The organism is Cellulomonas uda (assembly GCF_006538705.1).
Taxonomy (GTDB): domain Bacteria; phylum Actinomycetota; class Actinomycetes; order Actinomycetales; family Cellulomonadaceae; genus Cellulomonas; species Cellulomonas uda.
Window position 1 is genome coordinate 35,564 of the sequence record NZ_BJLP01000005.1, and the last position, 24,632, is coordinate 60,195.

Here is a 24,632-nt window from a genome sequence, read left to right on the forward strand (position 1 = left end):
GTGGCTACAGCGCGTCGTCGCCGTGCTCACCGGTGCGGACGCGGGCCACGTCCTCCACCGGCACGACCCAGACCTTGCCGTCGCCGATCTTGCCGGTCTGCGCCGCGCGCACCACGACCTCCACGACCCCGGCGACGTCCTCGTCCGCGACCAGCACGTCGATCTTCACCTTCGGGACCAGGTCGACGGTGTACTCCGCGCCGCGGTAGACCTCGGTGTGACCGCGCTGACGGCCGTAGCCGCTCGCCTCGCTCACGGTCAGACCGCGGACACCCGCCGCCTCGAGGGCCGACTTCACGTCGTCCAGCCGGTGCGGCTGGATGACCGCCGTCACGAGCTTCGTCATCACTTCACCTCCGTCACGACCCGGGCGCCGCCCAGGGTCTCGTACGCGGACTCACCGTGCACCGCGAGGTCGATACCGCCGACCTCGACGTCCTCGCTGACCCGCCACCCCATCGTCGCCTTGAGGGCGAGCCCGATGACGAGGGTGACCACACCGGAGAACACGACCGCGACCAGGGCGATGATGACCTGGATGATCAGCTGGTCGAACCCGCCACCGAAGAGCAGGCCGGTGTCCGCGGCGAGGAAGCCGATGAGCACCGTGCCGACGAGACCACCGACGAGGTGGACGCCGACGACGTCGAGCGAGTCGTCGTAGCCGAACTTGTACTTCAGGCCCACGGCGAGGGCGCAGAGCACGCCCGCGATGACACCGAGGATGATCGAGGTGACCGGGCGCAGCGCGCCTGCTGCCGGGGTGATCGCGACGAGGCCGGCGACGATCCCGGACGCGGCACCGAGCGACGTGGCGTGGCCGTCACGGATCTTCTCGGTGACGAGCCAGCCGATGATGGCCGCGGCCGTCGCGGCCGTGGTGTTGACCCACGCGAGACCCGCGTTGCCGTCGGCCGTGAAGGCGGAGCCCGCGTTGAAGCCGAACCAGCCGAACCACAGGAGGGCGGCGCCGAGCATCACGAACGGCAGGTTGTGGGGACGCATCGGCTCCTTGCCGAAGCCCTTGCGCTTGCCGATGATCAGCGCGAGCACGAGACCTGCGACACCGGCGTTGATGTGGACGACGGTGCCACCGGCGAAGTCGATGGGCGTCGTGTTGGCGACGCCGTCCGTCACTCCGAAGATCGACGCCGCGATCGAGCCGTCCGCACCCGAGAGGAGGCCGCCGCCCCAGACCATGTGCGCCATCGGGAAGTACGCGAGCGTGACCCAGGCGGCGACGAACACCAGCCAGGTGCCGTACTTCACGCGGTCCGCGAGCGAACCGCTGATGAGCGCGACCGTGATGATGGCGAACGTCACCTGGAAGGCCACACCCACGGCCGCCGGGACGCCGAAGCCGTCGATGATGAACTCGCCCGAGTCGTCCCACAGCGTCCCGGCCAGACCGAACTGGTCGAACGGGTTGCCGAAGATCCCGGCGACGTCGCTGCCGTACGACATCGACCAGCCCCAGAGCACGTAGACGATGACCGTCACGGCGATCGCGCCGAAGGACATCATCATCATGTTCAGGACGGACTTGCCGCGGACCATGCCGCCGTAGAAGAACGCCAGCGCAGGCGTCATGAGCAGCACCAAGGACGCTGACGTCAGCATCCAGGCTGTCGCTCCGGTGTCCAGCTCCATGAGTCGCTTCTCCCCTCGCCAGCCCGGGGTGGCTGGTCGCGGACAACATTCGAGGAGCGGCGTTTCGCCAGGCGGCTGCGGGCGTTACCGGCAGGTGACAAGGGCCACCCCCGTGTAAACGTTCGGTTTCGCGCCGCCGGGCTCGTCCAGGTTGACCGAAGCGTCCGGCGGCGTGCGCTACTGCAGGAGGCCGTCGACGAACGCCTCGGCGTCGAACGGCGCGAGGTCGTCGGGACCCTCGCCGAGGCCGACGAGCTTGACGGGCACCCCCAGCTCGCGCTGCACGGCCACGACGATGCCGCCCTTGGCCGTGCCGTCGAGCTTGGTGAGCACGATGCCGGTGACGCCGGCGACCTCGCCGAACACGCGCGCCTGCTGCAGGCCGTTCTGGCCGGTGGTCGCGTCGAGGACGAGCAGCACCTCGGTCAGCGGCGCCTCCTTGGTGATGACGCGCGTGATCTTGCCGAGCTCGTCCATGAGGCCGGACTTGTTCTGCAGCCGGCCCGCGGTGTCGACGACGACGACGTCGACGTCCGCCTGCTTGCCCGTGCGCACGGCCTCGAACGCGACCGACGCGGGGTCGGCGCCCTCGCGCTCGGAGCGCACGGTCGGCACGCCGACGCGCGAGCCCCACGTCTCGAGCTGGTCCGCGGCGGCGGCGCGGAACGTGTCGGCGGCGCCGAGCACGACGGACCGGTCCTCGGCGACGAGCAGGCGCGCGAGCTTGCCGATGGTCGTCGTCTTCCCGGTGCCGTTGACACCGACGACCAGCACGACGGCGGGCGTGCGAGTCCCGTCCGGCGCGACCGTGGGAGCGGTGCGCAGCTCGCGGTCGAGCGCCGGGTCGACGAGCTCGAGGAGCTGCGCGCGCAGCAGCGCGCGCACGTGCGCGGGGTCCTTGAGGCCCTCGACGCGCACCCGGGTGCGCAGCGCCTCGATGAGCTCGCCGGAGGGCCCGGCGCCGACGTCGGCGAGCAGGAGGGTCTCCTCGAGCTCGTCCCAGTCGTCCTCGGACAGGTGGTCGCGGGACAGGACGGCGAGCAGGCGCGTGCCGAGCGGCGAGCCCGAGCGGGACAGGCGGTCGCGGAGCCTGGCGAGCCGGCCCGCGGCGGGTGCGGGCACCTCGACGACGACCGCGTCCGCGAGCGCCGCGTCCTGCGGCGCCACGACGTCGAGCGCGTCGCCGGCCGGGACCGTGGCGGTGGCCTCGTCGGTGCCGAGCCCCGCGGTGGGCGGCACGTCGAGCGCGACGCCGGACGCGTCGCCGTCGGGTGCGCCGGCCTGCGTGGGGACGTGCTCGACCGTCGAGGTCGGCGAGGTGGTCTCGTCGTCGCGCGTGCGGCGGCGCGAGACGAACAGGGTCGCGACGACCGCGACGAGCGCGATCGGCACACCGGCGGCGATGAGTGTGGTCAGGGCATCGGGGCTCACGCCCACAGTCTGACGGCGCACGGGTGCGCGGCGCGAACCCTGCGCGGGACCGCAGCGCTCGACGCGCGTGACCGCAGCAGGGCACTCGCATCACCGCCCGCGGGGCGGACGCGCCCGGGACCGGGTCCGGGCAGGCGATTCGTTTCGCACCATCGCGGTGGCGCGGACGCGGTGGGTACGTTCACAGACCGATGCGCCCGACCCTCGGTCGTGTCCAGGAGAGCGTTGTCCACCTCGGAGGTACGCCATGCACCGCACACAAGCGCACCGGATGCCGCCCACGCTCAGACGCGTGCGCCTGACCATCGCCGCGATCGTCGTCGGCGCCCTCGCCGGCACGCTCGGCCTCGCGTCCGCCCTCAGTGCCACCGCGGCCACCGTCGACCCCGGCGCCTGGTACGTGCTCGTCAACCGCAAGAGCGACAAGGTCCTCGACGTGCAGGGGCACGCCACGACCGACGGGTCACCCCTCGTCCAGGCGACGCGCACCGACTCGACCAGCCAGCAGTTCCGGCTCGTCGCGGCCGGCGACGGGTCGTACGAGCTGCTGCACCGCGCCTCGGGCAAGGTCGTCGACCTGTGGGAGTGGAGCACGGCCGACGGCGCCACCTTCCGGCTGTACCGCGACCTCGACGGCGCGAACCAGCGGTTCCGGCTCGTCGACCAGTCCGGCTACGTCCGCCTCGTCAACCAGCACTCCGGCAAGGTCGTGCAGGTCGCGGGCGCGTCCACCGCCGACGGAGCGGCCGTGGTGCAGGGCACGGACACCAAGTCCTACCACCAGCAGTGGGCCCTGGTGAAGGTCGGCAGCGGCACCGCACCCACGTCGAGCGCCCCGCCCACCACGACCCCGACGACCCCGCCCGCCACGGGCAGCTGGCCGAGCGCGACCGGGCAGCAGAAGGTGTCCTCGACCATCGCCGTGAGCGGCACGTTCGACGGCCGGCTCGTGCGCTACTACGGCATCTCGTCGGGCGGGCAGGACGAGTCCCAGCCGCCGATGTTCCAGCTCTCGGACGGCGCGGTGCTCAAGAACGTCATCCTCGGCTCGGGCGCCGGCGACGGCGTGCACTGCACGGGCACCTGCACGCTGCAGAACGTGTGGTGGGAGGACGTCGAGGAGGACGCCGCGACCCTCAAGGGCAGCTCACCGTCGCAGGTCATGACCGTCGACGGCGGCGGCGCGCGGTCGGCGTCCGACAAGGTGTTCCAGCACAACGGCCCGGGCACGTTCGTCATCAAGAACTTCCAGGCGACGGACATCGGCAAGCTCTACCGCTCGTGCGGCAACTGCTCCAAGCAGTACGCGCGCACCGTCGTCGTGCAGGGCGTCACCGTCACGGTGCCCGCCAAGTCGCTCGTCGGGATCAACCCCAACCTCGGCGACCGCGCGACGCTGTCCGGCATCACGGTCGTCGGCGACACGTCCCGCAAGGTCGCGATCTGCGAGGAGTACCGGGGCGTCACCTCGGGCGAGCCGACGAAGGTCGCCTCGGGTCCCAGCGCGGCGTGCGGGTACGACCCTGCCGCGGTCGTCTACCGCTGACGACCGACCGCGTGGCGCGCGGCCCCGCGTCGTCCGGCTCCCGGACGGCGCGGGGTCCGCACGGGGTCAGCGCCAGGTCAGCCGTGCCGACGCAGCGGGATCGCGCGCGCGGCCTTCTCGCGGGCGCGGTGCAGGCCCGCCTGCAGGTCGTCGACGTGCAGGTAGCCCTCGCCCTGCTCGGCCGTCGCGCGCAGGAAGTCCGCGAGCGACAGGTCGACCGGCTCGGCCTCGGCAGCACGGGCCGCGTCCACCTGGTCCGGGGCCGGGTTCTTGCGCGCCCGCCAGCCGCGGCGGAACGCCCTCAGGGGTGACTCGTCGTCACGCCGCTCGTCGGCGTCGGACGTGCTGGCGACGAGCAGCACGAGACCCGCCACGACGAGGGCGACGAGGACTCCGATGATGACGGGAAGCACGGGTCAAGTGTCGCCCCGGGCACCCGCGACCGCCCACCGAGGGGCGAGGTCCCACGACTTCCCACACACGATCTTCACGCCGCCCGGGCGTCAGGCGGAGTCGCGCATCCGCTGGCTCACGACGGTCGTCACGCCGTCCCCGCGCATGGTCACGCCGTAGAGCGCGTCCGCGATCTCCATCGTGCGCTTCTGGTGCGTCACGACGATGAGCTGCGAGTCCTCCTGCAGCTCACGGAAGATCTCCAGGAGCCGCCCGAGGTTGGCGTCGTCGAGCGCCGCCTCGACCTCGTCCATGACGTAGAACGGGCTGGGCCGGGCCTTGAAGATCGCGACGAGGAGCGCGACCGCGGTGAGCGAGCGCTCACCGCCGGACAGCAGCGACAACCGCTTGACCTTCTTGCCCGCGGGACGCGCCTCGACCTCGATGCCCGTGGTGAGCATGTCGCCCGGGTCGGTCAGGACGAGCCTGCCCTCGCCGCCCGGGAACAGCCGCGGGAACACGTCGTCGAACGCCGCCGCGGTGTCGCGGTACGCCTCGGCGAACACCTGCTCGACGCGCTCGTCGATCTCCTTGACGATCTCCAGCAGGTCCGCACGGGACTTCTTGAGGTCCGCGAGCTGGTCCACGAGGAACTTGTGCCGCTCCTCGAGCGCGGCGAACTCCTCGAGCGCGAGCGGGTTGACCCGGCCCAGGAGCGAGAGGGCGCGCTCCGCGGCGCGCAGCCGCTTCTCCTGCTGCTCGCGCACGTACGGCACGTGCGTGGGTGCCTCGGGGTCCGGCTCGGTGCCGGGTGCGACGACGACCGGCACGTCGCGGTGCGGCCCGAACTCGTCCAGCAGCACCGCGGGATCCAGGCCGAGCTCCTCGACGGCGCGCGTCTCGAGCTGCTCGATGCGCAGCCGCTGCTGCGTGCGCGCCACCTCGTCCCGGTGCGCGACGTCCGTCAGCCGCCCGAGCTCCGCCGCCTGCTGCTCGACGGTGACGCGCGCCGCCCCGATCGCCTCGTCGCGCCGCGCCCGCGCCGCCTCGGCGGACTCGCGCTCGTCGGACGCCCGCCGCAGGGACCCCTCCAGCAGCGAGAGCGTGCGCGTCGCACCCGCACGCACCGCCTCGGCCACGGCGGCCTGCCGGGCCCGCTCCCGCTCGCGCTCCTGCGCGCGCTCGCGCGCGACCCGCTCGGCGCGCGCCGCGCGTTCGAGCGACTCGGCGCGTCCCGCGAGGGCGCGGGCGCGCTCCTCGGCCGTGCGCAGGGTCAGGCGGGCCTCGGTCTCGCGCTGCCGCGCGGCCGTCGCCGCCTCGAGCATCGCGTCACGACGGGCCGTGCCCTGCGTGATCTGCGCCTCGCTCTCCCCGGGCTCGACCTCGGCCGCGGCGAGCCGTGCCGTGAGCTCGGCGAGCTGCGCGGTGTCCTCCTCGAGCGTGCGCGACGCCGCGTCGAGCGACGCCTGAACGCGCTCCGCCTCCGCCCGCGCGGCACGTGCCGTGGACCCCAGGTTCCCGAGCTGCTCGGCCACCGCCGCGAGCTGCGCGTCGGACTCGTTGAGCCGTTCGAGCGTCTCGTCGTACCGCGTGCGTGCCTCGCCGCGCTCCTGCGTGGCGCGGGCGAGCGCGAACCGGAGCCGCTCGGCGTCGGCGGCCGCCGCCTGCGCGGCCTGACGGGCCTGGTCGAGCGCCGCCTGCAGGTGCAGCGCGCTCGGCGCGCTCGCCGACCCGCCGGACGCGCGGGTCGCGGACAGCACGTCACCGGTCCGGGTCGCGACGACGAGCCCGGGCGCCTGCGCGAGCACCGCGCGCGCCCCCGCGAGGTCGTCCACGACGACGACGTCGGCCAGGAGCGCGTGGACCGTCCCGCGCACGTTCTCGGGCGCCCGCACGAGGTCGACCGCGGGCACCGCACCCGCGGGCAGGTCCGCCGGGAGGTCACGCGGCGCGGCCGTCCCGCCCCCCACGAGCAGGCTCGCGCGGCCCGCGTCCTGTGTGCGCAGCCAGCGGATCGCGTCGACCGCCGCACCGAGCGACTCGACGGCGACCGCGTCCGCGGTGGCGCCGAGCGCGGCGACGACCGCTTCCTCGTCGGCCGGGTCCACCGCGAGCAGCGCCGCGACCGAGCCGATCGTCCCCGGCAGCGAGTCCGCCGCGAGCAGCGCCCCCGCGCCGTCCTTGCGCGTGAGGCTCAGCTCGAGCGTCTCGGCGCGCGACTCCTGGTTGGCGCGCTCGCGCTCCGCGGCGGCCAGCGCCTCGGTCAGCTCGGCGACGCGGGCGGTGGCGGTCTCGAGCGCCTCGGCGGCCGACTCGTGCGCGGCGTCGAGGTCCTCCTCGCCCTCCTCGGCGCCCGCGACCTGCGACTCCAGCGCCGCGAACCGCGCGGTCGCCTCCGCGCCGCGACGCTCGGCGGCGACGAGGGTCTCCTGGAGCCGGCCCAGCTCGGCCTGCGTCGCCTCGACGCGGCTGCGGCGCGCCGCGACCTGACCCGCGAGGCGGGCCACGCCCTCACGCCGGTCCGCGGCACCGCGCAGCGCGGTCGCGAGCTCCTTCTCCGCGTCCGCGGCCTGCTGCTCGACCTCCTGCCGCGCGGCGACCGCCGCGTCGAGCGCCGCGCGCGCGAGGTCCACCTCCGCGGCGAGCTCCGCCTCGGCCTGCCGCACGCGTCCCGCCTGCGCGGCCAGGTCGTCGGGGTCGCGCCCGTCCGTGCGCTCGGGCACCGCGGCGCCCAGCAGCCGCACCCGGTCCGCCGCGAGCGACGCGGTGCCGCGCAGCCGCTCGCGCAGCGACGAGAGCCGGTACCAGACCTCGCTGACCTGGGAGAGCTCCGGGGCGGCCTCGGCGGCCTCGCGCTCGAGGGTCGCGAGGTGGGCCCGCGTGCGGGCGAGCGCCGACTCGACCTCCTCGCGCTGGCGCGCGACCGCGGTCTCGTCGGCGATCTCCTGCTCGAGCTGGGCGGTCAGCTGCGCGAGGTCGTCCGCGAGCAGCCGGGCCCGCGCGTCCCGCAGGTCGGCCTGCACCACGGCGGCCTTGCGCGCGACCTCGGCCTGACGGCCCAGCGGGCCGAGCTGACGGCGGATCTCGGCGGTGAGGTCGCCCAGGCGCGTGAGGTTGGCCTGCATCGCGTCGAGCTTGCGCAGCGCCTTCTCCTTGCGCTTGCGGTGCTTGAGGACGCCGGCGGCCTCCTCGATGAACCCGCGCCGCTCCTCGGGCGTCGCGCGCAGCACCGCGTCGAGCTGGCCCTGCCCGACGATCACGTGCATCTCGCGGCCCAGCCCGGAGTCCGAGAGCAGGTCCTGGATGTCGAGCAGACGGCAGCCCTGACCGTTGATCGCGTACTCCGAGCCGCCGTTGCGGAACAGCGTCCGGCTGATGGTGACCTCGGTGTACTCGATCGGCAGCGCGCCGTCGGTGTTGTCGATGGTCAGCGCGACCTCGGCGCGGCCCAGCGGCGGACGCCCCGCGGTGCCCGCGAAGATGACGTCCTCCATCTTGCCGCCGCGCAGGGACTTGGCGCCCTGCTCCCCCATGACCCACGCGAGCGCGTCGACGACGTTCGACTTGCCGGAGCCGTTCGGGCCGACCACGCACGTGACGCCCGGCTCGAAGCTCAACGTCGTCGCCGAGGCGAACGACTTGAACCCGCGCAGGGTCAACGTCTTGAGGTGCACGTCCGCGAGTGTAGGTGGACCGCGGTCCCGAGCCGGGGACGTGCGCGACGAACCGGCCGCACCGGGGCGCTCGCCCCTGCCCGACCCGTCCGGGATGTCACAGGCCGGGGAACCACAGCCCGATCTCGCGCTCGGCCGACTCCGGGGAGTCCGAGCCGTGCACGATGTTCTCGATGACCTTCCGGCCCCAGTCGCGCGCGAGGTCGCCGCGGATCGTGCCGGGGGCCGCGACCGTCGGGTCGGTCGCGCCCGCGAGCGAGCGGAAGCCCTCGACGACCCGCTGGCCCTCGACCACGGCCGCGACCACCGGGCCGGAGAGCATGAAGTCGACGAGCGGCTGCAGGAACGGCTTGCCCGCGTGCTCGGCGTAGTGCTCCGCGAGCAGCTCGGGCGTCGCCCGGCGCAGCTCGAGCGCGACGAGCGTGTAGCCCTTCGCCTCGACCCGGCGCAGGACCTCCCCCACGAGGCCGCGCGCGACGCCGTCGGGCTTGACGAGGACGAGGGTGCGCTGCGAGTCGGTCATGGCGCTCACCCTAGTGTCGGCTCCCGTGGGCGGGCCCGGCCCGCCGGACGTCGTGTTCGTCACGTCTCGTCCGGTCCGCGGGCGTCGGGCCGCCCGGTCAGGCCGCCGGGTCAGGCCGCTGCGGCACCGCCCGGTTCGAACGGGTGCGCGGCGTCGTACTCGGCGCGCTCCCGGTCGATGCGCCCGCCGATCCGCAGCGCCGCGACCCACAGGCCGACGAACACGAGCGCGACGAGCACCGCGATGTCCCGCGCGACCGCCGGCAGGACGATCGCGGCCGCGACGAGCCAGCCCTGCAGGACCCAGCCCACGAGGTACCCGCCGCGACGCGTGACCAGCCCCGACGCGAGGACCAGCAGGAGTGCGAGACCTCCGCCGACGCCCCACACGACGGGGGCGGGTGCCACGCGCAGGCCGTACGCCACGAGCGTCGCGAACAGCACGCAGCACGCCTCCAGGACGAGGATCGTCTGGGTGAACTGCGGCTTGGCGGGTCGCTTGCGGCGCACGGCCGGCGCGGGGGACGTCACCGGCCCAGGCTACCGGCGCGCTCGTCGTCGACGTGCTCCGCGAGGTCCCCCTGTTCCGCGAGGTCCACGTGCTCCGTGAGCTCGTCGACGACCACGGCGGACGGCGCCCCGGACCCGTCGGCGGCCACGGCCTCGCCGCGCGCCACCATGCCGGCCACGTCGGAGAGCGCGACCTCCTTGAGGAACAGCGCGAGCACGAGGCCGACCAGCACGAGCGGCACGAAGTACCAGAACGACGGCGCGAGCGTGCTCGCGAACGCGTCGATCACACCGGACTTGTAGGGCTCGGGAAGCGCCGCGACGGCCTCCGGCGTGACGTCCGACGCGCCGGCACCGAGCTGCGAGGCGCCGGCGAACACGTCGGAGAGCTTGGTGAACAACGCCGTGGTGAAGATCGTCGAGAAGATCGCCGTGCCGACCGCCGCGCCGATCTCGCGGAAGAAGTTGTTCGCGCTCGTGGCGGTGCCCAGCTCGTGCGGGTCGACCGCGTTCTGCACCGCGAGCACGATCGTCTGCATCACCAGGCCCATGCCGGCGCCGAGCACGAAGATCATCGCGCCGAACAGCACGAGCGACATGTCGCCGGTGATGCGCGTGAGCCACATCAGGCCGAGCGCGGTGACGAGCAGGCCGACGACCGGGTAGATCTTGTAGCGGCCGGTCTTCGTGATCGCGACACCGGAGCCGATCGCGGTGAGCATGACGCCCGCCATCATGGGCAGCAGCAGGAACCCGGACTGGGTGACGCCCACGCCCGTGGACATCTGCAGGAACGTCGGCAGGAACGCCAGGGCGGCGAACATGCCCGCGCCCAGGATGAAGCCGATGAGCGTGGCGATCGTGAACGTCGGGTTGCGGAACAGGCGCAGGGGCAGGATCGGGTCCCGGGCGAACCGGAGCTCGACGACGACGAACGCCGCGATCGCGAGGACCGTGCCGCCGACGAGCGCGAGGAGCCACGGGTCCGACCAGTCGTAGTCGCGGTTGCCGGAGAAGGACGTCCACGAGCTCGCGAGCACGAGACCCGACGTGGCGACGACGAGGAAGACGATCCCCGCCACGTCCACCGGGCGCTCGGAGCGGTGCGACGGCAGCCGCAGCGTCACCCACGCCGTCACGAACGCCGCGATGCCGATCGGGATGTTGACCCAGAAGCACCAGCGCCAGTCGGCGTGCTGGGTGAACAGGCCGCCGAGCAGCGGGCCGATCACGGCCGCGATGCCGAACAGTGCGCCCATCGGGCCCATGTACTTCCCGCGGTCCTTGGCGGGCACGATGTCCGCGATGATCGCCTGCGACAGGATCATCAGGCCGCCGCCGCCGAGGCCCTGCACACCGCGCCAGAACACGAGCTCGCCGAACGTCTGCGCGAACCCCGCCCCGGCGGACGCGAGCGTGAACAGACCGATCGCGACGAGGAACGGCCAACGCCGGCCCCACAGGTCGCCGAACTTGCCGTAGAGCGGCATGACGATCGCGATCGCCAGGATGTACGCGGTGACGACCCACCCCTGGTGGGCGACGCCGTCGAGCTCGCCGACGATCGTCGGCATCGCGGTGCCGACGATCGACTGGTCGAGCGAGGACAGGAACATGCTCGCCAGGAGCGCGCCGAAGATCAGCCAGACTCGGCGCTGGGTGAGCACGACGAGCGGCGCGCCGTCCGTCTGCTCGGGCGTGGTGGCCACGGCCATGGGTACCTCGTTCGGGGTCGTACGGCCCGGGCCGGGGGACGGTCCGGGAGATCTGGTGCCGGGCGCCTCAGGGGCGGCCGGGGTCACGGGACGGGGGTCCGACGAGCGCGCGCAGGCCGCCGACGATCGCCGCGAGGTGCTCGCGGGGGTCCGTCTCGGGCCCTGCCGCCTCCCAGCGCATCGCGGTGGAGTGGACGAGGAACAACGCGAGCGACGCGACCACGTCGGGGTCGACCCGTGCCGCGGAGCCGTCCTGAACGGCGTCCACGGTCGCGAGACGCTCGGTGACGAGCTCGGCCATCTGGGTGCGGTGCGCCTCGACCCACGCGATGTGCCGGGAGAGCAGCCGCGGGTCGCGCGACGCGAGCTCGAGGGTGCGCAGGAAGCGCTCCTGCCCCATGGGCGGGTGGCGCATCGCGTCGGCGAGCAGCTCCTGCAGGTCGGTCAGCAGGTCGCCGGTGGGCCCTCCGTCGACGAAGGTGCCGGTCGCGGGGGTCGACAGGACCCACGGCGCGTGGCCGAGCACGGCGTCGTCCTTGGACTCGAAGTAGTTGAAGAACGTGCGGGCGGAGACGCCCGCGGCCTCGCAGATCGCCTCGACGGTGACCGCGTCGATCCCGTCACGCTCGACGAGGCGGTGGGTGGCGTCGATGAGCGCCTCGCGCCGCGCGCGCTTCTTGCGCGCGCGCAGCCCCTCGTCGGAGGGCTCGGGCTGCACGGGGGCAGCGGGACGCGTCTCGATCACGCGTCAAGGTTACATCGACTGCAACTTTGCACCCGATGTATTTTCTGCGACGTGCGTCACGCGGTCAGATCTCGCCGAACCCCGCGTCGATCGCCTCGGTGAGCGCCGTGACCGCGTCCTGCGCCTGCGGCCCGGTCGCCTCGACGTGCAGCTCGGCACCCTGCGTCGCACCGAGCTTCATGAGCTCCAGGACGCTCGCCGCGTTCACCCCGTTGACCGACACGGTCGCGTCGTAGCCCGCGAGCATCCGGGCGACGACCGCGGCGGGCCGCGCGTGCAGGCCGAGCGGGTTGAGCAACGTCCGCGTCGCGCGCACGACGCCGGGATCGACCTGCGGTGAGGCGTCGACGGTCTCGGGCACGGGTCCTCCTGGGGTGTCGGGTGCGGCCCGCACGGGGCCGAAGATCGATCCGGCGTGCGCGACGGACGCGAGCACGCCGGCCAGGTCGGCGCCGCCGTGCGCCGTGACGGCCGCCGCGACGGCGCCCTCGACGAACGGGCCGTCGGCCACCTGCACGCGCGCCGCGAGGTCCGGGTCCGCGAGCTCGAGCACCGCCTCGGTGGTCAGCACCGCCGAGCCGAGGTCCGCGAGCACGACGACCGACCGACCGTCCTGCGCGGCGCGCACGAGCGCGGCCTCCACGCGCGCGAAGTCCGTGCCCAGGCCGCCGTCCTCGAGCCCACCCGCGGGCACGACGAGCACGCCCGGCGCCATCTGGCGCGCGAGTTCGGCGGCGCCCGCCGCGAGCGGCTCGGAGTGCGAGACCAGGACGAGGGCGACCGCCGCGGGCGTGCGCTCGTCGCCGGACCCGTCGGGCACCGTCGTCACGACGCACCACCCGCCGCCACGACCGCGGCCTCGAGCAGGAGCTGCGTCGAGCGTGCGCCGGGGTCGAGGTGTCCGGCCGAGCGCTCGCCCAGGTAGCTCGCGCGGCCCTTGGTCGCCACGAGCGGCACGGTGGACTGCGCGCCCGCGGCAGCGGCGCGCGCCGCGGCGGTGAGCACCGCGACCGGGTCGTCGCCCTCGGCGGCGGCCGCCGCGGCCGCCTCGGCAGCGGGCGACCACGCGTCCACCATCGTCTTCTCCCCCGTCGTGGCCTTGCCGCGCGCGACCACGCCGTCGAGGGCGGCCTCGACGAGCGCGACCACGCCCGCCGCGTCGAGCGCGGCGACGCCGGTGGCCTTGGCGGCGCGCAGGTAGGCGGTCCCGTACAGCGGGCCCGCGGCGCCACCGACGGTCGACATGAGCGTGGTCGCCACGAGCTTGAGCACGTCCCCCACGGTGGCGGGCGGCTCGCCGAGCGCGTCGAGCTTGCCCACCACGGCCGTGAACCCGCGCTTCAGGTTCTCGCCGTGGTCACCGTCGCCGATCTGCCGGTCGAGCTCGACCAGCTCGTCACGATGCTCGACGACCGTCCGAGCGCTCTCGCGCGCCCAGTCCACGGCCCACGCCACGTCCAGCGCCATGCCACCTCCTCCGGGTCGGACCCTGCCCCGTGCCATCCTCGCGCATGTCGCGCGGTCACCAACGCAGGGCGGTGGTGTGCACCGGGGCGTCCCACAGGGTGGTGAGCTCGTCGTCGAGCCGCAGCACCGTGACCGACGCGCCCTGCATCTCCAGGGACGTCACGTAGTTCCCGACGAGGGAGCGCGTGACGTTCACGCCCCGCGCCTCGAGCAGCTCGCGCGCCTTGCGGTACACGATGTACAGCTCGGACGCGGGCGTGCCGCCCATGCCGTTGACGAGCAGCAGGACGTCCTCGCCGGACGCGAGGCCGAGGTCGTCGGCGACCGGTGCGAGCAGCATCTGCGTGATCTCGTCCGCGCTCGCGAGCGGGATGCGCCGGCGGCCGGGCTCGCCGTGGATGCCGATGCCGATCTCGATCTCGTCCTCGGGCAGGTCGAACGACGGCTTGCCCGCGTGCGGGACCGTGCACGCCGTCAGGGCGACGCCCATCGAGCGCACGTTCGCGACGACCTTGCGCGCGACCGCCTCGACCGCGTCGAGGTCGTCGCCGCGCTCGGCCGCCGCGCCCGCGATCTTCTCGACGGCGACCGTGCCCGCGACCCCGCGCCGGCCGGCCGTGTAGAGCGAGTCCTGCACCGCGACGTCGTCGTCGACGACGACCGTGCGGACCGCGACGTCCTCGGCCTCGGCGAGCTCGACGGCGGTCTCGAAGTTCAGCACGTCGCCCGTGTAGTTCTTCACGATCGCGAGCACGCCCGCGCCGCCGTCGGCGGCCTGGAGGGCCGGGAGGATCTGGTCGGGCGTCGGGCTCGTGAACACCGCCCCGGGAACCGCCGCGTCGAGCATCCCGACGCCCACGAAGCCCGCGTGCAGCGGCTCGTGCCCGCTGCCGCCGCCGCTGACGAGCCCGACCTTGCCGGCCACCGCGCCGCCGGCGCGCGTGACGTGGTCCGGGTCGTGGTGGACCGCGACGACGTCCGCGTGCGCGGCGCCGAACCCGTCGAGCGTCTCGCTGACCACGTGTGCCGGGTCGTTGATGAGCTTCTTCACTCGCGCTCTCCTCCTGTCCTGGGCACCGCGTCAGGCACCGGTACCGGCCACGCCCCTGCTCGTCCCTCACCCTCGCGTCGCGCCCGCACCGCGGCAAGTGGCGGGCGTGCACGAGCCGTGCACGTTTGTGCAGCGACGTGCGGGCCGACCTCCGGCCGACCTCCCGGGTGCGGGCGGCGGGCGGCCGGTCAGTCGCGGCCGAGCAGGATGCGCGCCTCGGCCACGAGCAGGATCGACCCCGTCACGAGCACCGCGGCGCCGCGCTCGACCTCCGACTCGGCGCGCTCGACCGCGAGCGCCACCGCGTCGTCGAGGCGTTCGACCACGTGGACACGGTCCTCGCCGAACACGTCGACCGCGATCTCGGCGAGCTCGTCCGCGGGCATCGCGCGCGACGTGCCGGCCTGCGTGACCACCACCTCGGCGAGCTCCGGCTCGAGCACCGACAGGATGGCCTCGGGGTCCTTGTCGGCCATGACACCGACGACTCCGACCACCCGCTGGAACGCGAACGCCTCGTCGAGCGAGGAGACGAGCGCCAGGGCGCCCGCCGGGTTGTGCGCGCCGTCGACCAGCACCGTGGGGCTGGACCGGACCACCTCGAGGCGCCCGGGCGACGTCGCGTCCGCGAACGCGGCGCCGACGACGTCCCCGTCGAGCGCTCCCCCGCCGGTCAGCAGCGCCTCCGTCGCGACGAGCGCGAGGAGCGCGTTGTGCGCCTGGAACTCGCCGTGCAGCGGCAGGAACACGTCGGCGTACACCCCGCCCAACCCGCGCAGCGTGAGCATCTGCCCGCCCACGGCGACCTGCCGCTCGACGACCGCGATGTCGACGCCCTCGCGCACGACGCGCGCGCCCCGCTCCGCCGCCACCGCGAGCACGACGCCCTCGACCTGTTCGTCCTGCTCCGCGAGCACGAGGGTGGCGCCGTCCTTGACGATGCCCGCCTTGACCTCGGCGATCTCGACGAGCGTGTCGCCGAGCCACCGCTCGTGGTCCATCCCGACGGGAGTGATGACCGCGACCTCGCCGTCCGCGACGTTCGTCGCGTCCCACGAGCCGCCCATGCCGACCTCGACGACCGCGACGTCGACCGGGGCGTCCGCGAAGGCCGCGAACGCCATGACCACGAACACCTCGAAGAACGACAGCTGCGGCTCGCCGCGCTCGGCCGAGCGCGCGTCGACCATCTCGACGTACGGGAGCACGTCGCGGTACGTCGCGACGAACGTCTCGTCGTCGATCGGCTCGCCGTCCACGGCGATGCGCTCGTTGACGCGCGTGAGGTGCGGGCTCGTGAACCGCCCGGTGCGCAGCCCGTGCTCGCGCAGCAGCCGCTCGACCATGCGGCTCGTCGACGTCTTGCCGTTGGTCCCCGTGAGGTGCACGACGCGGTAGGCGCGCTGCGGGTCGCCCAGCAGCTCGCACACCTCCTGCACGCGGCGGAACGACGGGTCGAGCTCGTGCTCGGGCGTGCGGCGCAGGATCTCGCGGTAGACCGCGTCGGCCTCCTCGCGCGCGGCGCGCGCCCGCTCGGCGGCGCGGCCGTCGGCCTCGCGACGAGCGCGGTCGGCGGCGCTCATCGGACCGCCCCGGGGACGTGGCGGACGACGAGGGCGGCGCGAGAGGTCATGCGGCCATTGTGCCGTGCGGGCCGCCGCCGTCGTCCGTCCGGCCGTTCCGGGCGCGGCACGCAGCGGCTACGGTCGGCGGATGACCTTCGACCCCCGCGCGTCGGCCCACCGCGTGCGCCGCGCCCGCGCCGCCGCGCTCGTCGGCGCCCCCGCGCTCGTCGTCGCCACCGCGCTCGTCGGCGCCGCGGGGCTCGCCGCGCCCGCGTCCGCCGCGACCCCCGGTACGTCCGGCGTGGTGAAGGTGGTCGGCACCGGCACGCCCGCGTCGTGCACGCCCGCCGCGCTCGCGTACGCCGTGAAGTCGGGTGGGACCGTGCGGTTCGACTGTGGGCCGAAGAACGTCACGATCGCCCTGGACCGCACGCTGTTCGTGTGCAACACCACGACGTGCCGGCACCCCTGGCAGGACCCGAAGGCGAAGGTCGTCCAGCAGCTCGTGCTCGACGGGGGCGGCAAGGTCACGCTGTCCGGGCAGGGCGCGCGCGGGATCCTGTACGCCAACACGTGCGAGGAGTCGTTCGGCTGGATCGACAGCCGCTGCGACACGCAGACCACGCCGTACGTGCTGGTCAAGGACATCACGTTCACGCGCGGCGACGCGAGCCGCACGCCCGCGGGCAAGGCGTCCGTGGGAGGCGGGGGTGGCGGCGGCGCGATCGCGATGCGCGGTGGGCGGCTCACCGTGCAGCGCGCGACGTTCCGCGAGAACCGCTGCGTGCAGCAGCACCCCGACGCGGGTGGTGGCGCGATCCGCGTCGTCGGCCAGAAGGAGTCCGCGCGGGTCCTCGAGTCGACGTTCACGGACAACGCGTGCGCGAACGGCGGCGCCGTGTCGTCGCTGCAGGCCCCGCTCCTGATCCGCGACTCGACGTTCACGGGCAACACCGCGACCGGCTCGGGCGCGTCCAGCGGGCAGGGCGGCAACGGCGGCGCGGTGTACTTCGACGGCACGCGGCAGTCGGTGACGATCGAGCGCTCCACGATCCAGCGGAACGTCGCGCCCGAGGGCGGTCCCGGCGTGTTCTACGTGAGCAACGACCGCACGGGCACGCTCACGATCACCGACTCGACCGTCACCAAGAACACCGGCGCCCGGTTCTGGACGCACAAGTTCCGCAGCATCTTCTACCTGGGCAAGGCGTTCGTCCGCTCGGGCTCGACGATCGACTGAGACGCGACGACGGCGCGGGCCTCGTGGGCACCGCGCCGTCGTCGGGTGTCAGACCGGGCGCTTCGCGACCGCGACGTCGAGCGCCGCCCCGGCCGTCACCGTCAGCTCGACCGCGAGCGTCTCGTCCGCCACGAAGTCGCGGTGCGCCTCGACGTCCGCGACGTGCTCCGCCGGGACCGTGAGCGACAGCGCGATCCGGTCCGCGACGTGCAGCCCGGCCGCCTTGCGGGCGTCCTGCACGGCACGCACCACGTCGCGCGCGTAGCCCTCGGCGCGCAGCGCGTCGTCGAGCGCGATGTCGAGCACGACGAACCCGCGCTCGGGCAGCACGGCGGCCGCGACCTCGTCGCCCTCCTCGTCCCGCACCGCGGCGACGAGCTTGTACTCCGTCTCGAGCAGCGGCACGTCCCCCTCGGGCGTCCGCACGACGACACCGTCGGCCGTCTGCTCCCAGTCCCCCGCCTTCGCCGCGCGGATGACGCCCTGCACGGCCTTGCCGAGGCGCGGGCCGGCCGCGCGCGCGTTGACGTCGAGCCGCGTCCAGACACCGAACTCGGAGGCCGCCGCGTCGTCGACCGAGTGCACGGCGACGCTCTTGACGTTCACCTCGGACGCGATGAGGTCGGTGAACGGCAGCGCGAGGCGCGGGAACGGGATCGCGACGCGCAGCTCGCGCAGCGGCTGACGCACGCGCAGGCCGCTCGCCTTGCGCAGCCCGAGCGTGGTCGACACGATCTCGCGCACCCGGTCCATGGCGGCGACGAGCTCCGCGTCCGTGAACTCCGCGCCGGTCGCGGCCGAGTCGTCCGTGACGGTCGACGCGCCGGGGCCCGGGTTCGTGACGATCGCGGCGGGCGTCGGCCAGTCGGTCAGGTGCACGCTGCGCCCACCCGTCAGACCGCGCCAGATCTCCTCCGTGACCAGCGGCGCGAGCGGGGCCATGACGCGCGTGAGCGTCTCGAGCGCGGTGTACAGCGTGTCGAACGCCGCGACGTCCTCGTCCCAGAACCGCTGCCGCTGCGTGCGCACGTACCAGTTGGTCAGCACGTCGAGGTGCTGGCGCACCGCCTCGCACGCCCCCGGCGGGTCGTACGCGTCGAGCCGCTCGGTGACCGTCACGACGAGCTCGCGCGTGCGCGCCAGCAGGTCACGGTCCGCGGTGCTCAGCGACGCGGTGCTCTGCGCGTCGACGAGCCGCGCCGTCAGCCCGGCGCCGCCGTTCGCGGCGCCCGCGTACAGCGTGAAGAAGTAGTACGTGCTCCACAGCGGCAGCAGCACCTGGCGCACGCCGTCGCGGATGCCCTCCTCCGCGACGATGAGGTTCCCGCCGCGCAGGATCGTGCTCGACATGAGCGACCAGCGCACCGCGTCGGAGCCGTAGACGTCCCACATCTCGACCGGGTCCGGGAAGTTGCGCAGCGACTTCGACGCCTTGCGGCCGTCGTCGCCGAGCACGATCCCGTGGCACATGACGTTGCGGAACGACGGCCGGTCGAAGATCGCCGTGGCGAGCACGTGCAGCGTGTAGAACCAGCCGCGGGTCTGCCCGATGTACTCGACGATGAAGTCGCCCGGGTAGTGGTGCTCGAACCACTCGCGGTTCTCGAACGGGTAGTGCACCTGCGCGAACGGCATCGAGCCCGAGTCGAACCACACGTCCAGCACGTCGGGGATGCGACGCATGGTCGAGGCGCCCGTCGGGTCGTCCGGGTTCGGGCGCGTCAGCTCGTCGATGTACGGGCGGTGCAGGTCGGGCTCGCCCTGCTCGTTGGTGGGCACGCGGCCGAAGTCGCGCTCGAGCTCCGCGAGCGAGCCGTACGCGTCCACGCGCGGGTACGTCGGGTCGTCCGAGACCCACACCGGGATCGGCGTCCCCCAGTACCGGTTGCGGCTGATCGACCAGTCGCGCGCACCCGCGAGCCACTTGCCGAACTGGCCGTCCTTGATGTGCTCGGGGGTCCAGGAGATCTCCTGGTTGAGCTCGACCATCCGGTCACGGAAGTCCGTGACCCGCACGAACCACGACGAGACCGCCTTGTAGATCAGCGGGTTCCGGCAGCGCCAGCAGTGCGGGTAGGAGTGCTCGTACGTCTCGTGCCGCACGACGAGCGCGCGCTGCTGCTCCGCGACGCGCGCGAGGGGACCCGTGCCCGCCTTGAGGTCCGCGATGATCGGCTTGTTCGCGTCGAACACCTGCTGACCCGCGTAGTCGCCGACCAGCGCGGTGAACCGGCCGCCGTCGTCGACCGGCACGACCGCGGCGATGCCCGCCGCGTCGCACGCCGCCATGTCGTCCTCGCCGAACGCGGGCGCGAGGTGCACCAGGCCCGAGCCGTCCTCGGTCGTCACGAAGTCCGCGACCAGCACCTGGTGCGCGTTCTCGTGGCCGACGAAGTAGTCGAACGGCGGCGTGTAGCGCCGGCCCGCGAGGTCGCGGCCCAGGGTCGTGGCGACCACGGTGGCCTCGCCGAGCTCGCGCGCGTACGCGGCGAGGCGGGGGGCCGCGAGCAGCACGCGCTCGCCGGGGTGCGCCTGGCCGAACGGCGAGTCCGGCGCGGGCTCGACCGTCACGTACTCCACGTCCGGACCGACCGCGACCGCCAGGTTGCTCGGCAGCGTCCACGGCGTCGTCGTCCAGATCAGCGCGAGCTCACCGGTCTCGAGCCGCACGCCCACGGTGAGCGCCGGGTCCTGCCGGCTCGCGTACACGTCGTCGTCCATGCGCAGCTCGTGGTTCGACAGCGGCGTCTCGTCGACCCAGCAGTACGGCAGGACGCGGTAGCCCTCGTACGCCAGCCCCTTGTCGAACAGCTGCTTGAAGCCCCAGATCACGGACTCCATGAACGACACGTCGAGCGTCTTGTAGTCGTTGTCGAAGTCCACCCACCGGGCCTGCCGCGTCACGTACTCGCGCCACTCCTGGGTGTACTTCAGCACCGACTCACGGCACGCCGCGTTGAACGCCGCGATGCCCATCTCCTCGATCTGGGCCTTGTCCTTGATGCCCAGGAGGCGCTGCGCCTCGAGCTCCGCAGGCAGCCCGTGCGTGTCCCAGCCGAACCGGCGCTCCACGCGGCGGCCCCGCATGGTCTGGTAGCGCGGCACGACGTCCTTCGCGTACCCCGTCAGCAGGTGCCCGTAGTGCGGCAGGCCGTTGGCGAACGGCGGACCGTCGTAGAAGACGAACTCGTTGCTGCCGTCCTCGCCCGCGTCCCGCTGGTCGATCGAGGCCTGGAACGTGCCGTCGGCCGCCCAGTGCGCGAGCACCTCGCGCTCGAGCGCGGGCAGGTCGGGCGAGGGCGCGACGGGCTCGTCGCGGTGCAACGGGTAGTGACGATCGGTCACCGGGGCGTCTCCTGTGGTCGGCACGTGCTGGTTCGGCAGGTGCGTGCGTCGCGTCGGCTGCGAGGACGATCGCCCGGACCGGCCGGACCACCGCGGTACCACCTCACTTGCCGGCTCGTCGTCCTCGCCGGCCTGAGCCCGGCGGCGACGGCGCGTCGACCACTCGTGACGGCTGTGACGGGCCTACCCGTCCGGTTCTAGTGAGGCCGCCGCGCGAGCGTGGCGACCCGTTCTTCCGGAGGCTCCCCGGTGATGGCCGGATCGGTGCCTGTCCGCCCAGGGTAGCCCAGGGCCGCACACGGCCGTACGGCATAGTCCTGCGCGTGACCATGCACGTGACCACGCACGCGACCCTGCCGACCACCCTGCCGACCACCCTGCCGACCACGACGCCGACCGCGACGCCGACCACGACCGACCCGTCGGCCGCGCCCGTGGTGCTGCTCGACCTCGACGGGACGCTCAGCGAGTCGGCGCCCGGCATCACCGGGAGCGTCGCCGCCGCGTACGGCTCGCTCGGGCTGCCGGTGCCCTCGGCGGCGGCGCTGCGCTCGTTCGTCGGACCGCCCCTGCAGGACAGCCTGCGCGCGCACGGCGTGCCCGAGGACCTGGTCCCGGCCGCGCTCGCCGCGTACCGCGCGCACTACGACGCGGGCGCGCTGCGCGAGACGCGCGCGTACCCGGGTGTGCTCGACGCGCTGCGGGCGCTGCGCGCGGCGGGCTGCACGCTCCTGGTGGCCACGTCCAAGCCGCAGGTCCGGGCGGACCCGGTGTGCGCGTACCTCGGGATCGACGCGCTGGTCGACGGTGTGTTCGGCGCCCCGCCGGACGACGTGCCGAGCAGCAAGGCGCTCGTCGTCGCCGCCGCGCTCGCGAGCGTGCCGGGCCACGGGCCCACGGTCATGGTCGGCGACCGCAGCCACGACGTCGTCGGCGCGCACGCGAACGGCGTGCGGTGCCTCGGCGTCACCTGGGGCTACGCCGAGCCGGGCGAGCTCGCCGAGGCGGACGCGCTCGTCGACGACACCGACGACCTGCCGCGCGCCGCGCTGGAGCTGCTCGCCCGCACACCGGCCTGACCCGGCGTCACTCGAGCGCGGCGGCGAGACCGCCGTCGGGCCCCACGTGCGCACCGAAGTCCGCGAGCGCCGCGACGCGCCGCGCGCGGGGCGCGTCGCGGTCGAGCGCGGTCGCGGCGGTCGCCGTGAGGTCCTGCAGCGCGCGGACGCACCGCGCGTACGCGAGCCGGTCCTCGTCGATGTCCACGCGCCCGTAGCCCGTCAGGAACGCGGCCGACTGCTCGACCGTCACGCGCAGCCCCGGCAGCACGCCCCCGAGCACGAACATCAGGTCCTGCTCGGCGGGTGCCACGCACGCGTGCTCCCAGTCCAGCAGCGCGACGTCCCGCGGCCCCGTCGCGACCACGTGCCCCACGTGGGCGTCCGCGTGGCAGACGACGAGCGGGACGTCGCGGCCCTGGTCGCGCAGCCGGTGGCCCGTCCGCACCGCGCGGGCGCGCACGGCGGCGATGCGCGGACCCGCCGCACGCCACGTCTCGGCGGCGGCCCGGGCGGCGGCGTCCCGCTCGCCCCGCAGCGTGCGCGCGACCTCGTCGTCGATCTCGGCGGTGCGCGCGAGCCGCTCCGTCGGGTCGAACGACTCGCGCGTCAGCCCGGGCACGCTCGTCGGCGCGAGCGCGTGCACCCGCGCGACGAGCCGACCGAACGCGGTCCACTGCGGCGGCGTCAGCGGCACGTCCCGGCCGGTCGGGCCGTCGAGCCACGGCGTGACGGACAGCCGCCCGCCGTCGTGGTCGGCCGCGGGCGCCCCGCGCCGGGTGAGCAGCGGCGGCGCGAACGTCGCCGGTGCCGGCAGGAGCTCCTGCGGGCGCTGCGGGAGCGTGCGCGCCAGCGCGAGCGCGACCTGCGCGGCCGCGCTCGTCGTCGACGTCCACCGCACGGCGTACCGGCTCGGCCCGACCGTCGCACGCCACAGCCGGGCGGTGGCGTGCGTGGTCACCGGTTCGAGGGTCTCGACCTCGAGCCCGAAGTCGTCACGCACGCGGTCGCGGACGGCGGTGGTCGTCACGTGCTGCACGCTAGGCAGCGGGTGTTGCGCCGAGGTTGCCGCCACGTGCCCATCGCGACACATCAGCCTCACGGCGGGCGGACGGGCCACGGCGGACAGGGCGCCCGCCGAGCGGTGGCAGGATCTGCGGGTGACTGCTGCCGTGCTGCTGGACCTCGACGGGACGCTCATCGACTCCGGTGACGGGGTGGTCGACTCCCTGCGCGCGGGGTTCCGCGGCGCCGGCCTGGTCCCGCCCGACGACGCGGTGCTGCGCTCGTTCATCGGCCCGCCCATCCACGACTCCGCGCGGCGCGTGGGCGTCCCGCCCGAGCTGCACGACGCGGTCGTCGCCGGTTACCAGCGCGCGTTCGCCGAGCGCGGGAACCTCATGGCCCACGTGTTCGACGGGGTGCCGCGGGCGCTGGCCGGGCTGCGGGCCGCCGGGGCGCGGCTCGTCGTCGCGACCGCCAAGCCGCACACGTTCGCGGTCCCGGTCCTGGAGCACCTGGGCCTGGCTCCCCTGCTGGACGGCGTGTTCGGCGCACCCGACGACGAGAGCGACACCAAGGGCCAGATCATCGCGCGGGCCGTGGCGTCGCTCGGGCCGGACGTGCGCGCCGTGATGGTGGGCGACCGCGAGCACGACGTCGAGGGCGCCCGGGAGAACAGGCTGCCCTGCGTCGGCGTGCTGTGGGGCTTCGGCGACCGCGCGGAGCTCGAGGGCGCGGGCGCGCGGGCCGTCGTGGACTCCCCCGCCGCGCTCGTCGCCGCGGCGCTCGGGCTCGTGGGGCTCAGGCCGACGGCGTGACGGGGTCGAGCGCCGGGCGAACCGCTCGGACGCACCTCGACCTCCTCGCTTGATCTTGACGCGGCGTCAACTCCTACCGTGGATCTCGTCCGCACGACAGCACGACGACCGCACGAAGGAGGAGCGATGGAGGCGTCGATCCAGGAGGTCGCGCGCCTGACGGGCACGACGAGCCGCACGCTGCGGCACTACGACGCGGTCGGCCTGCTGCCGCCGAGCCGGGTCGCCGCAGGTGGCCACCGCTGGTACGACGACGCCGCGCTCGTCCGGCTGCAACGCATCCTGCTCCTGCGCGAGCTCGGCCTGGGGCTCAGCGAGATCGGTCGGGTCCTGGACCGCGAGCAGGACGAGGTCGTCGCGCTGCGGCGCCACCTCGCCTGGCTGCGCGACGAGCAGCGCCGGCTGGAGCGGCTCGTCGCCTCGGTCGAGCGGACGATCACCGCACGAGAGGAAGGAGGGCCTGTGATGGCCGAGGAGATGTTCGACGGGTTCGACCACACGCAGTACAAGGACGAGGTCGAGCAGCGCTGGGGCGCCGACGCGTACGCGACCTCGGACGCGTGGTGGCGAGGGATGCCCGACGACGAGAAGAAGGGGTGGCAGGCGCGCACCGCGCGGCTCGCCGCCGACTGGGCCGCGGCCGCCGCCACGGGCACCGACCCCGCGTCCGACGAGGCGCAGGCGCTCGCCGCCCGCCACGTCGCGTGGCTCACGTCCATCCCCGGCACCCCGGGCCACGGCACGGGCGCCCCGGTCGAGTACGTGCTGGGCCTGGCCGAGCTCTACGTGGCCGACGAGCGGTTCGGCGCGACCTACGGCGGCCCGCAGGGCGCCGCGTTCGTGCGCGAGGCCCTGCACGCCTGGGCCGCGTCACGCTGAACGCCCCGCCGCGCGCGCTCG

20 protein-coding genes are annotated in these 24,632 nt (G+C 74.2%); 5 read left to right on the forward strand and 15 right to left on the reverse strand.

Annotation, left to right across the window (positions count from 1 at the left end; translation table 11 throughout):
• Positions 1-4: 4 nt before the first annotated feature.
• From CUD01_RS02540 to ftsY, 3 genes are all read right to left on the reverse strand, one after another.
• Entirely contained in the window at positions 5-346 is a 342-nt protein-coding gene (locus CUD01_RS02540; protein WP_013884134.1) for a P-II family nitrogen regulator, read from the reverse strand.
• Positions 346-1,650 (reverse strand): ammonium transporter, encoded by a 1,305-nt coding sequence (locus CUD01_RS02545; RefSeq protein ID WP_141318468.1) that lies wholly within the window; start codon positions 1,648-1,650, stop codon positions 346-348. Before CUD01_RS02545 ends, CUD01_RS02540 begins: the two co-directional genes overlap by 1 nt.
• A 177-nt stretch (positions 1,651-1,827) precedes the next feature.
• Entirely contained in the window at positions 1,828-3,081 is a 1,254-nt protein-coding gene (gene ftsY / locus CUD01_RS02550) for a signal recognition particle-docking protein FtsY (RefSeq protein WP_141318470.1), read from the reverse strand.
• A gap of 292 nt (positions 3,082-3,373) precedes the next feature.
• On the opposite strand from ftsY, the gene CUD01_RS02555 reads away from it, so the two are divergent.
• Complete coding sequence (locus CUD01_RS02555) at positions 3,374-4,627, forward strand: pectate lyase (RefSeq protein ID WP_244937617.1); 1,254 nt, start codon at positions 3,374-3,376, stop codon at positions 4,625-4,627.
• Positions 4,628-4,704: 77 nt separating this feature from the next.
• On the opposite strand, the gene CUD01_RS02560 is transcribed toward CUD01_RS02555, so the two are convergent.
• From CUD01_RS02560 to CUD01_RS02605, 10 genes are all read right to left on the reverse strand, one after another.
• A complete protein-coding gene (locus CUD01_RS02560; RefSeq protein WP_141318474.1) occupies positions 4,705-5,040 on the reverse strand; it encodes a hypothetical protein in 336 nt (111 codons plus the stop codon).
• A gap of 90 nt (positions 5,041-5,130) precedes the next feature.
• Positions 5,131-8,694 (reverse strand): chromosome segregation protein SMC, encoded by a 3,564-nt coding sequence (gene smc / locus CUD01_RS02565; RefSeq protein WP_141318476.1) that lies wholly within the window; start codon positions 8,692-8,694, stop codon positions 5,131-5,133.
• Positions 8,695-8,791: 97 nt separating this feature from the next.
• Positions 8,792-9,217 (reverse strand): nucleoside-diphosphate kinase, encoded by a 426-nt coding sequence (gene ndk / locus CUD01_RS02570; RefSeq protein WP_094179718.1) that lies wholly within the window; start codon positions 9,215-9,217, stop codon positions 8,792-8,794.
• A gap of 110 nt (positions 9,218-9,327) precedes the next feature.
• Positions 9,328-9,747, reverse strand: a complete 420-nt coding sequence (locus CUD01_RS02575; RefSeq protein ID WP_141318478.1) for a DUF4233 domain-containing protein — start codon at positions 9,745-9,747, stop codon at positions 9,328-9,330.
• Positions 9,744-11,441, reverse strand: a complete 1,698-nt coding sequence (locus CUD01_RS02580) for an MDR family MFS transporter (protein ID WP_141318480.1) — start codon at positions 11,439-11,441, stop codon at positions 9,744-9,746. Before CUD01_RS02580 ends, CUD01_RS02575 begins: the two co-directional genes overlap by 4 nt.
• A 67-nt stretch (positions 11,442-11,508) precedes the next feature.
• Complete coding sequence (locus CUD01_RS02585) at positions 11,509-12,186, reverse strand: TetR/AcrR family transcriptional regulator (protein ID WP_244937618.1); 678 nt, start codon at positions 12,184-12,186, stop codon at positions 11,509-11,511.
• A gap of 64 nt (positions 12,187-12,250) precedes the next feature.
• Entirely contained in the window at positions 12,251-13,015 is a 765-nt protein-coding gene (gene dhaM, locus CUD01_RS02590; protein ID WP_371860744.1) for a dihydroxyacetone kinase phosphoryl donor subunit DhaM, read from the reverse strand.
• The gene (dhaL, locus tag CUD01_RS02595) at positions 13,012-13,653 is read right to left on the reverse strand and encodes a dihydroxyacetone kinase subunit DhaL (RefSeq protein WP_141318482.1); all 642 of its coding nucleotides are present in this window, start codon (positions 13,651-13,653) and stop codon (positions 13,012-13,014) included. The genes dhaM and dhaL overlap by 4 nt, the downstream gene beginning before the upstream one ends.
• Before the next feature lie 55 nt (positions 13,654-13,708).
• The gene (gene dhaK / locus CUD01_RS02600; protein ID WP_141318484.1) at positions 13,709-14,704 is read right to left on the reverse strand and encodes a dihydroxyacetone kinase subunit DhaK; all 996 of its coding nucleotides are present in this window, start codon (positions 14,702-14,704) and stop codon (positions 13,709-13,711) included.
• Between the two features lie 188 nt (positions 14,705-14,892).
• Positions 14,893-16,287: a bifunctional folylpolyglutamate synthase/dihydrofolate synthase gene (locus CUD01_RS02605; protein ID WP_141318486.1), complete on the reverse strand. Its 1,395-nt coding sequence runs from the start codon at positions 16,285-16,287 to the stop codon at positions 14,893-14,895.
• A gap of 130 nt (positions 16,288-16,417) precedes the next feature.
• Here CUD01_RS02605 and CUD01_RS02610 point away from each other — a divergent pair, with 130 nt between their 5' ends.
• Positions 16,418-17,509, forward strand: a complete 1,092-nt coding sequence (locus tag CUD01_RS02610) for a hypothetical protein (RefSeq protein WP_141318488.1) — start codon at positions 16,418-16,420, stop codon at positions 17,507-17,509.
• Positions 17,510-17,557: 48 nt separating this feature from the next.
• On the opposite strand, the gene ileS is transcribed toward CUD01_RS02610, so the two are convergent.
• Positions 17,558-20,854, reverse strand: a complete 3,297-nt coding sequence (gene ileS / locus CUD01_RS02615; RefSeq protein WP_141318490.1) for an isoleucine--tRNA ligase — start codon at positions 20,852-20,854, stop codon at positions 17,558-17,560.
• Between the two features lie 329 nt (positions 20,855-21,183).
• On the opposite strand from ileS, the gene CUD01_RS02620 reads away from it, so the two are divergent.
• Positions 21,184-21,933 (forward strand): HAD hydrolase-like protein, encoded by a 750-nt coding sequence (locus CUD01_RS02620; RefSeq protein WP_141318537.1) that lies wholly within the window; start codon positions 21,184-21,186, stop codon positions 21,931-21,933.
• Positions 21,934-21,940: 7 nt separating this feature from the next.
• Here the strand turns inward: CUD01_RS02620 and CUD01_RS02625 are convergent, their stop codons facing one another.
• Positions 21,941-22,942 (reverse strand): phosphotransferase enzyme family protein, encoded by a 1,002-nt coding sequence (locus CUD01_RS02625; RefSeq protein WP_166772109.1) that lies wholly within the window; start codon positions 22,940-22,942, stop codon positions 21,941-21,943.
• A gap of 130 nt (positions 22,943-23,072) precedes the next feature.
• Here CUD01_RS02625 and CUD01_RS02630 point away from each other — a divergent pair, with 130 nt between their 5' ends.
• Together CUD01_RS02630 and CUD01_RS02635 are read left to right on the forward strand one after the other, a co-directional pair.
• Positions 23,073-23,732: an HAD hydrolase-like protein gene (locus CUD01_RS02630; RefSeq protein WP_141318494.1), complete on the forward strand. Its 660-nt coding sequence runs from the start codon at positions 23,073-23,075 to the stop codon at positions 23,730-23,732.
• Between the two features lie 126 nt (positions 23,733-23,858).
• Complete coding sequence (locus CUD01_RS02635) at positions 23,859-24,611, forward strand: MerR family transcriptional regulator (RefSeq protein ID WP_141318496.1); 753 nt, start codon at positions 23,859-23,861, stop codon at positions 24,609-24,611.
• Positions 24,612-24,632: the final 21 nt, after the last annotated feature.

Coding starts and splice junctions, on each gene's coding strand:
- CUD01_RS02540 (WP_013884134.1), bottom strand. CDS start 346: ATGACGAAGCTCGTGACGGCGGTCATCCAGCCGCACCGGCTGGACGAC.
- CUD01_RS02545 (WP_141318468.1), bottom strand. CDS start 1,650: ATGGAGCTGGACACCGGAGCGACAGCCTGGATGCTGACGTCAGCGTCC.
- ndk (WP_094179718.1), bottom strand. CDS start 9,217: ATGACCGACTCGCAGCGCACCCTCGTCCTCGTCAAGCCCGACGGCGTC.
- CUD01_RS02580 (WP_141318480.1), bottom strand. CDS start 11,441: ATGGCCGTGGCCACCACGCCCGAGCAGACGGACGGCGCGCCGCTCGTC.
- dhaL (WP_141318482.1), bottom strand. CDS start 13,653: ATGGCGCTGGACGTGGCGTGGGCCGTGGACTGGGCGCGCGAGAGCGCT.
- CUD01_RS02605 (WP_141318486.1), bottom strand. CDS start 16,287: ATGAGCGCCGCCGACCGCGCTCGTCGCGAGGCCGACGGCCGCGCCGCC.
- CUD01_RS02610 (WP_141318488.1), top strand. CDS start 16,418: ATGACCTTCGACCCCCGCGCGTCGGCCCACCGCGTGCGCCGCGCCCGC.
- CUD01_RS02620 (WP_141318537.1), top strand. CDS start 21,184: ATGCACGTGACCACGCACGCGACCCTGCCGACCACCCTGCCGACCACC.
- CUD01_RS02635 (WP_141318496.1), top strand. CDS start 23,859: ATGGAGGCGTCGATCCAGGAGGTCGCGCGCCTGACGGGCACGACGAGC.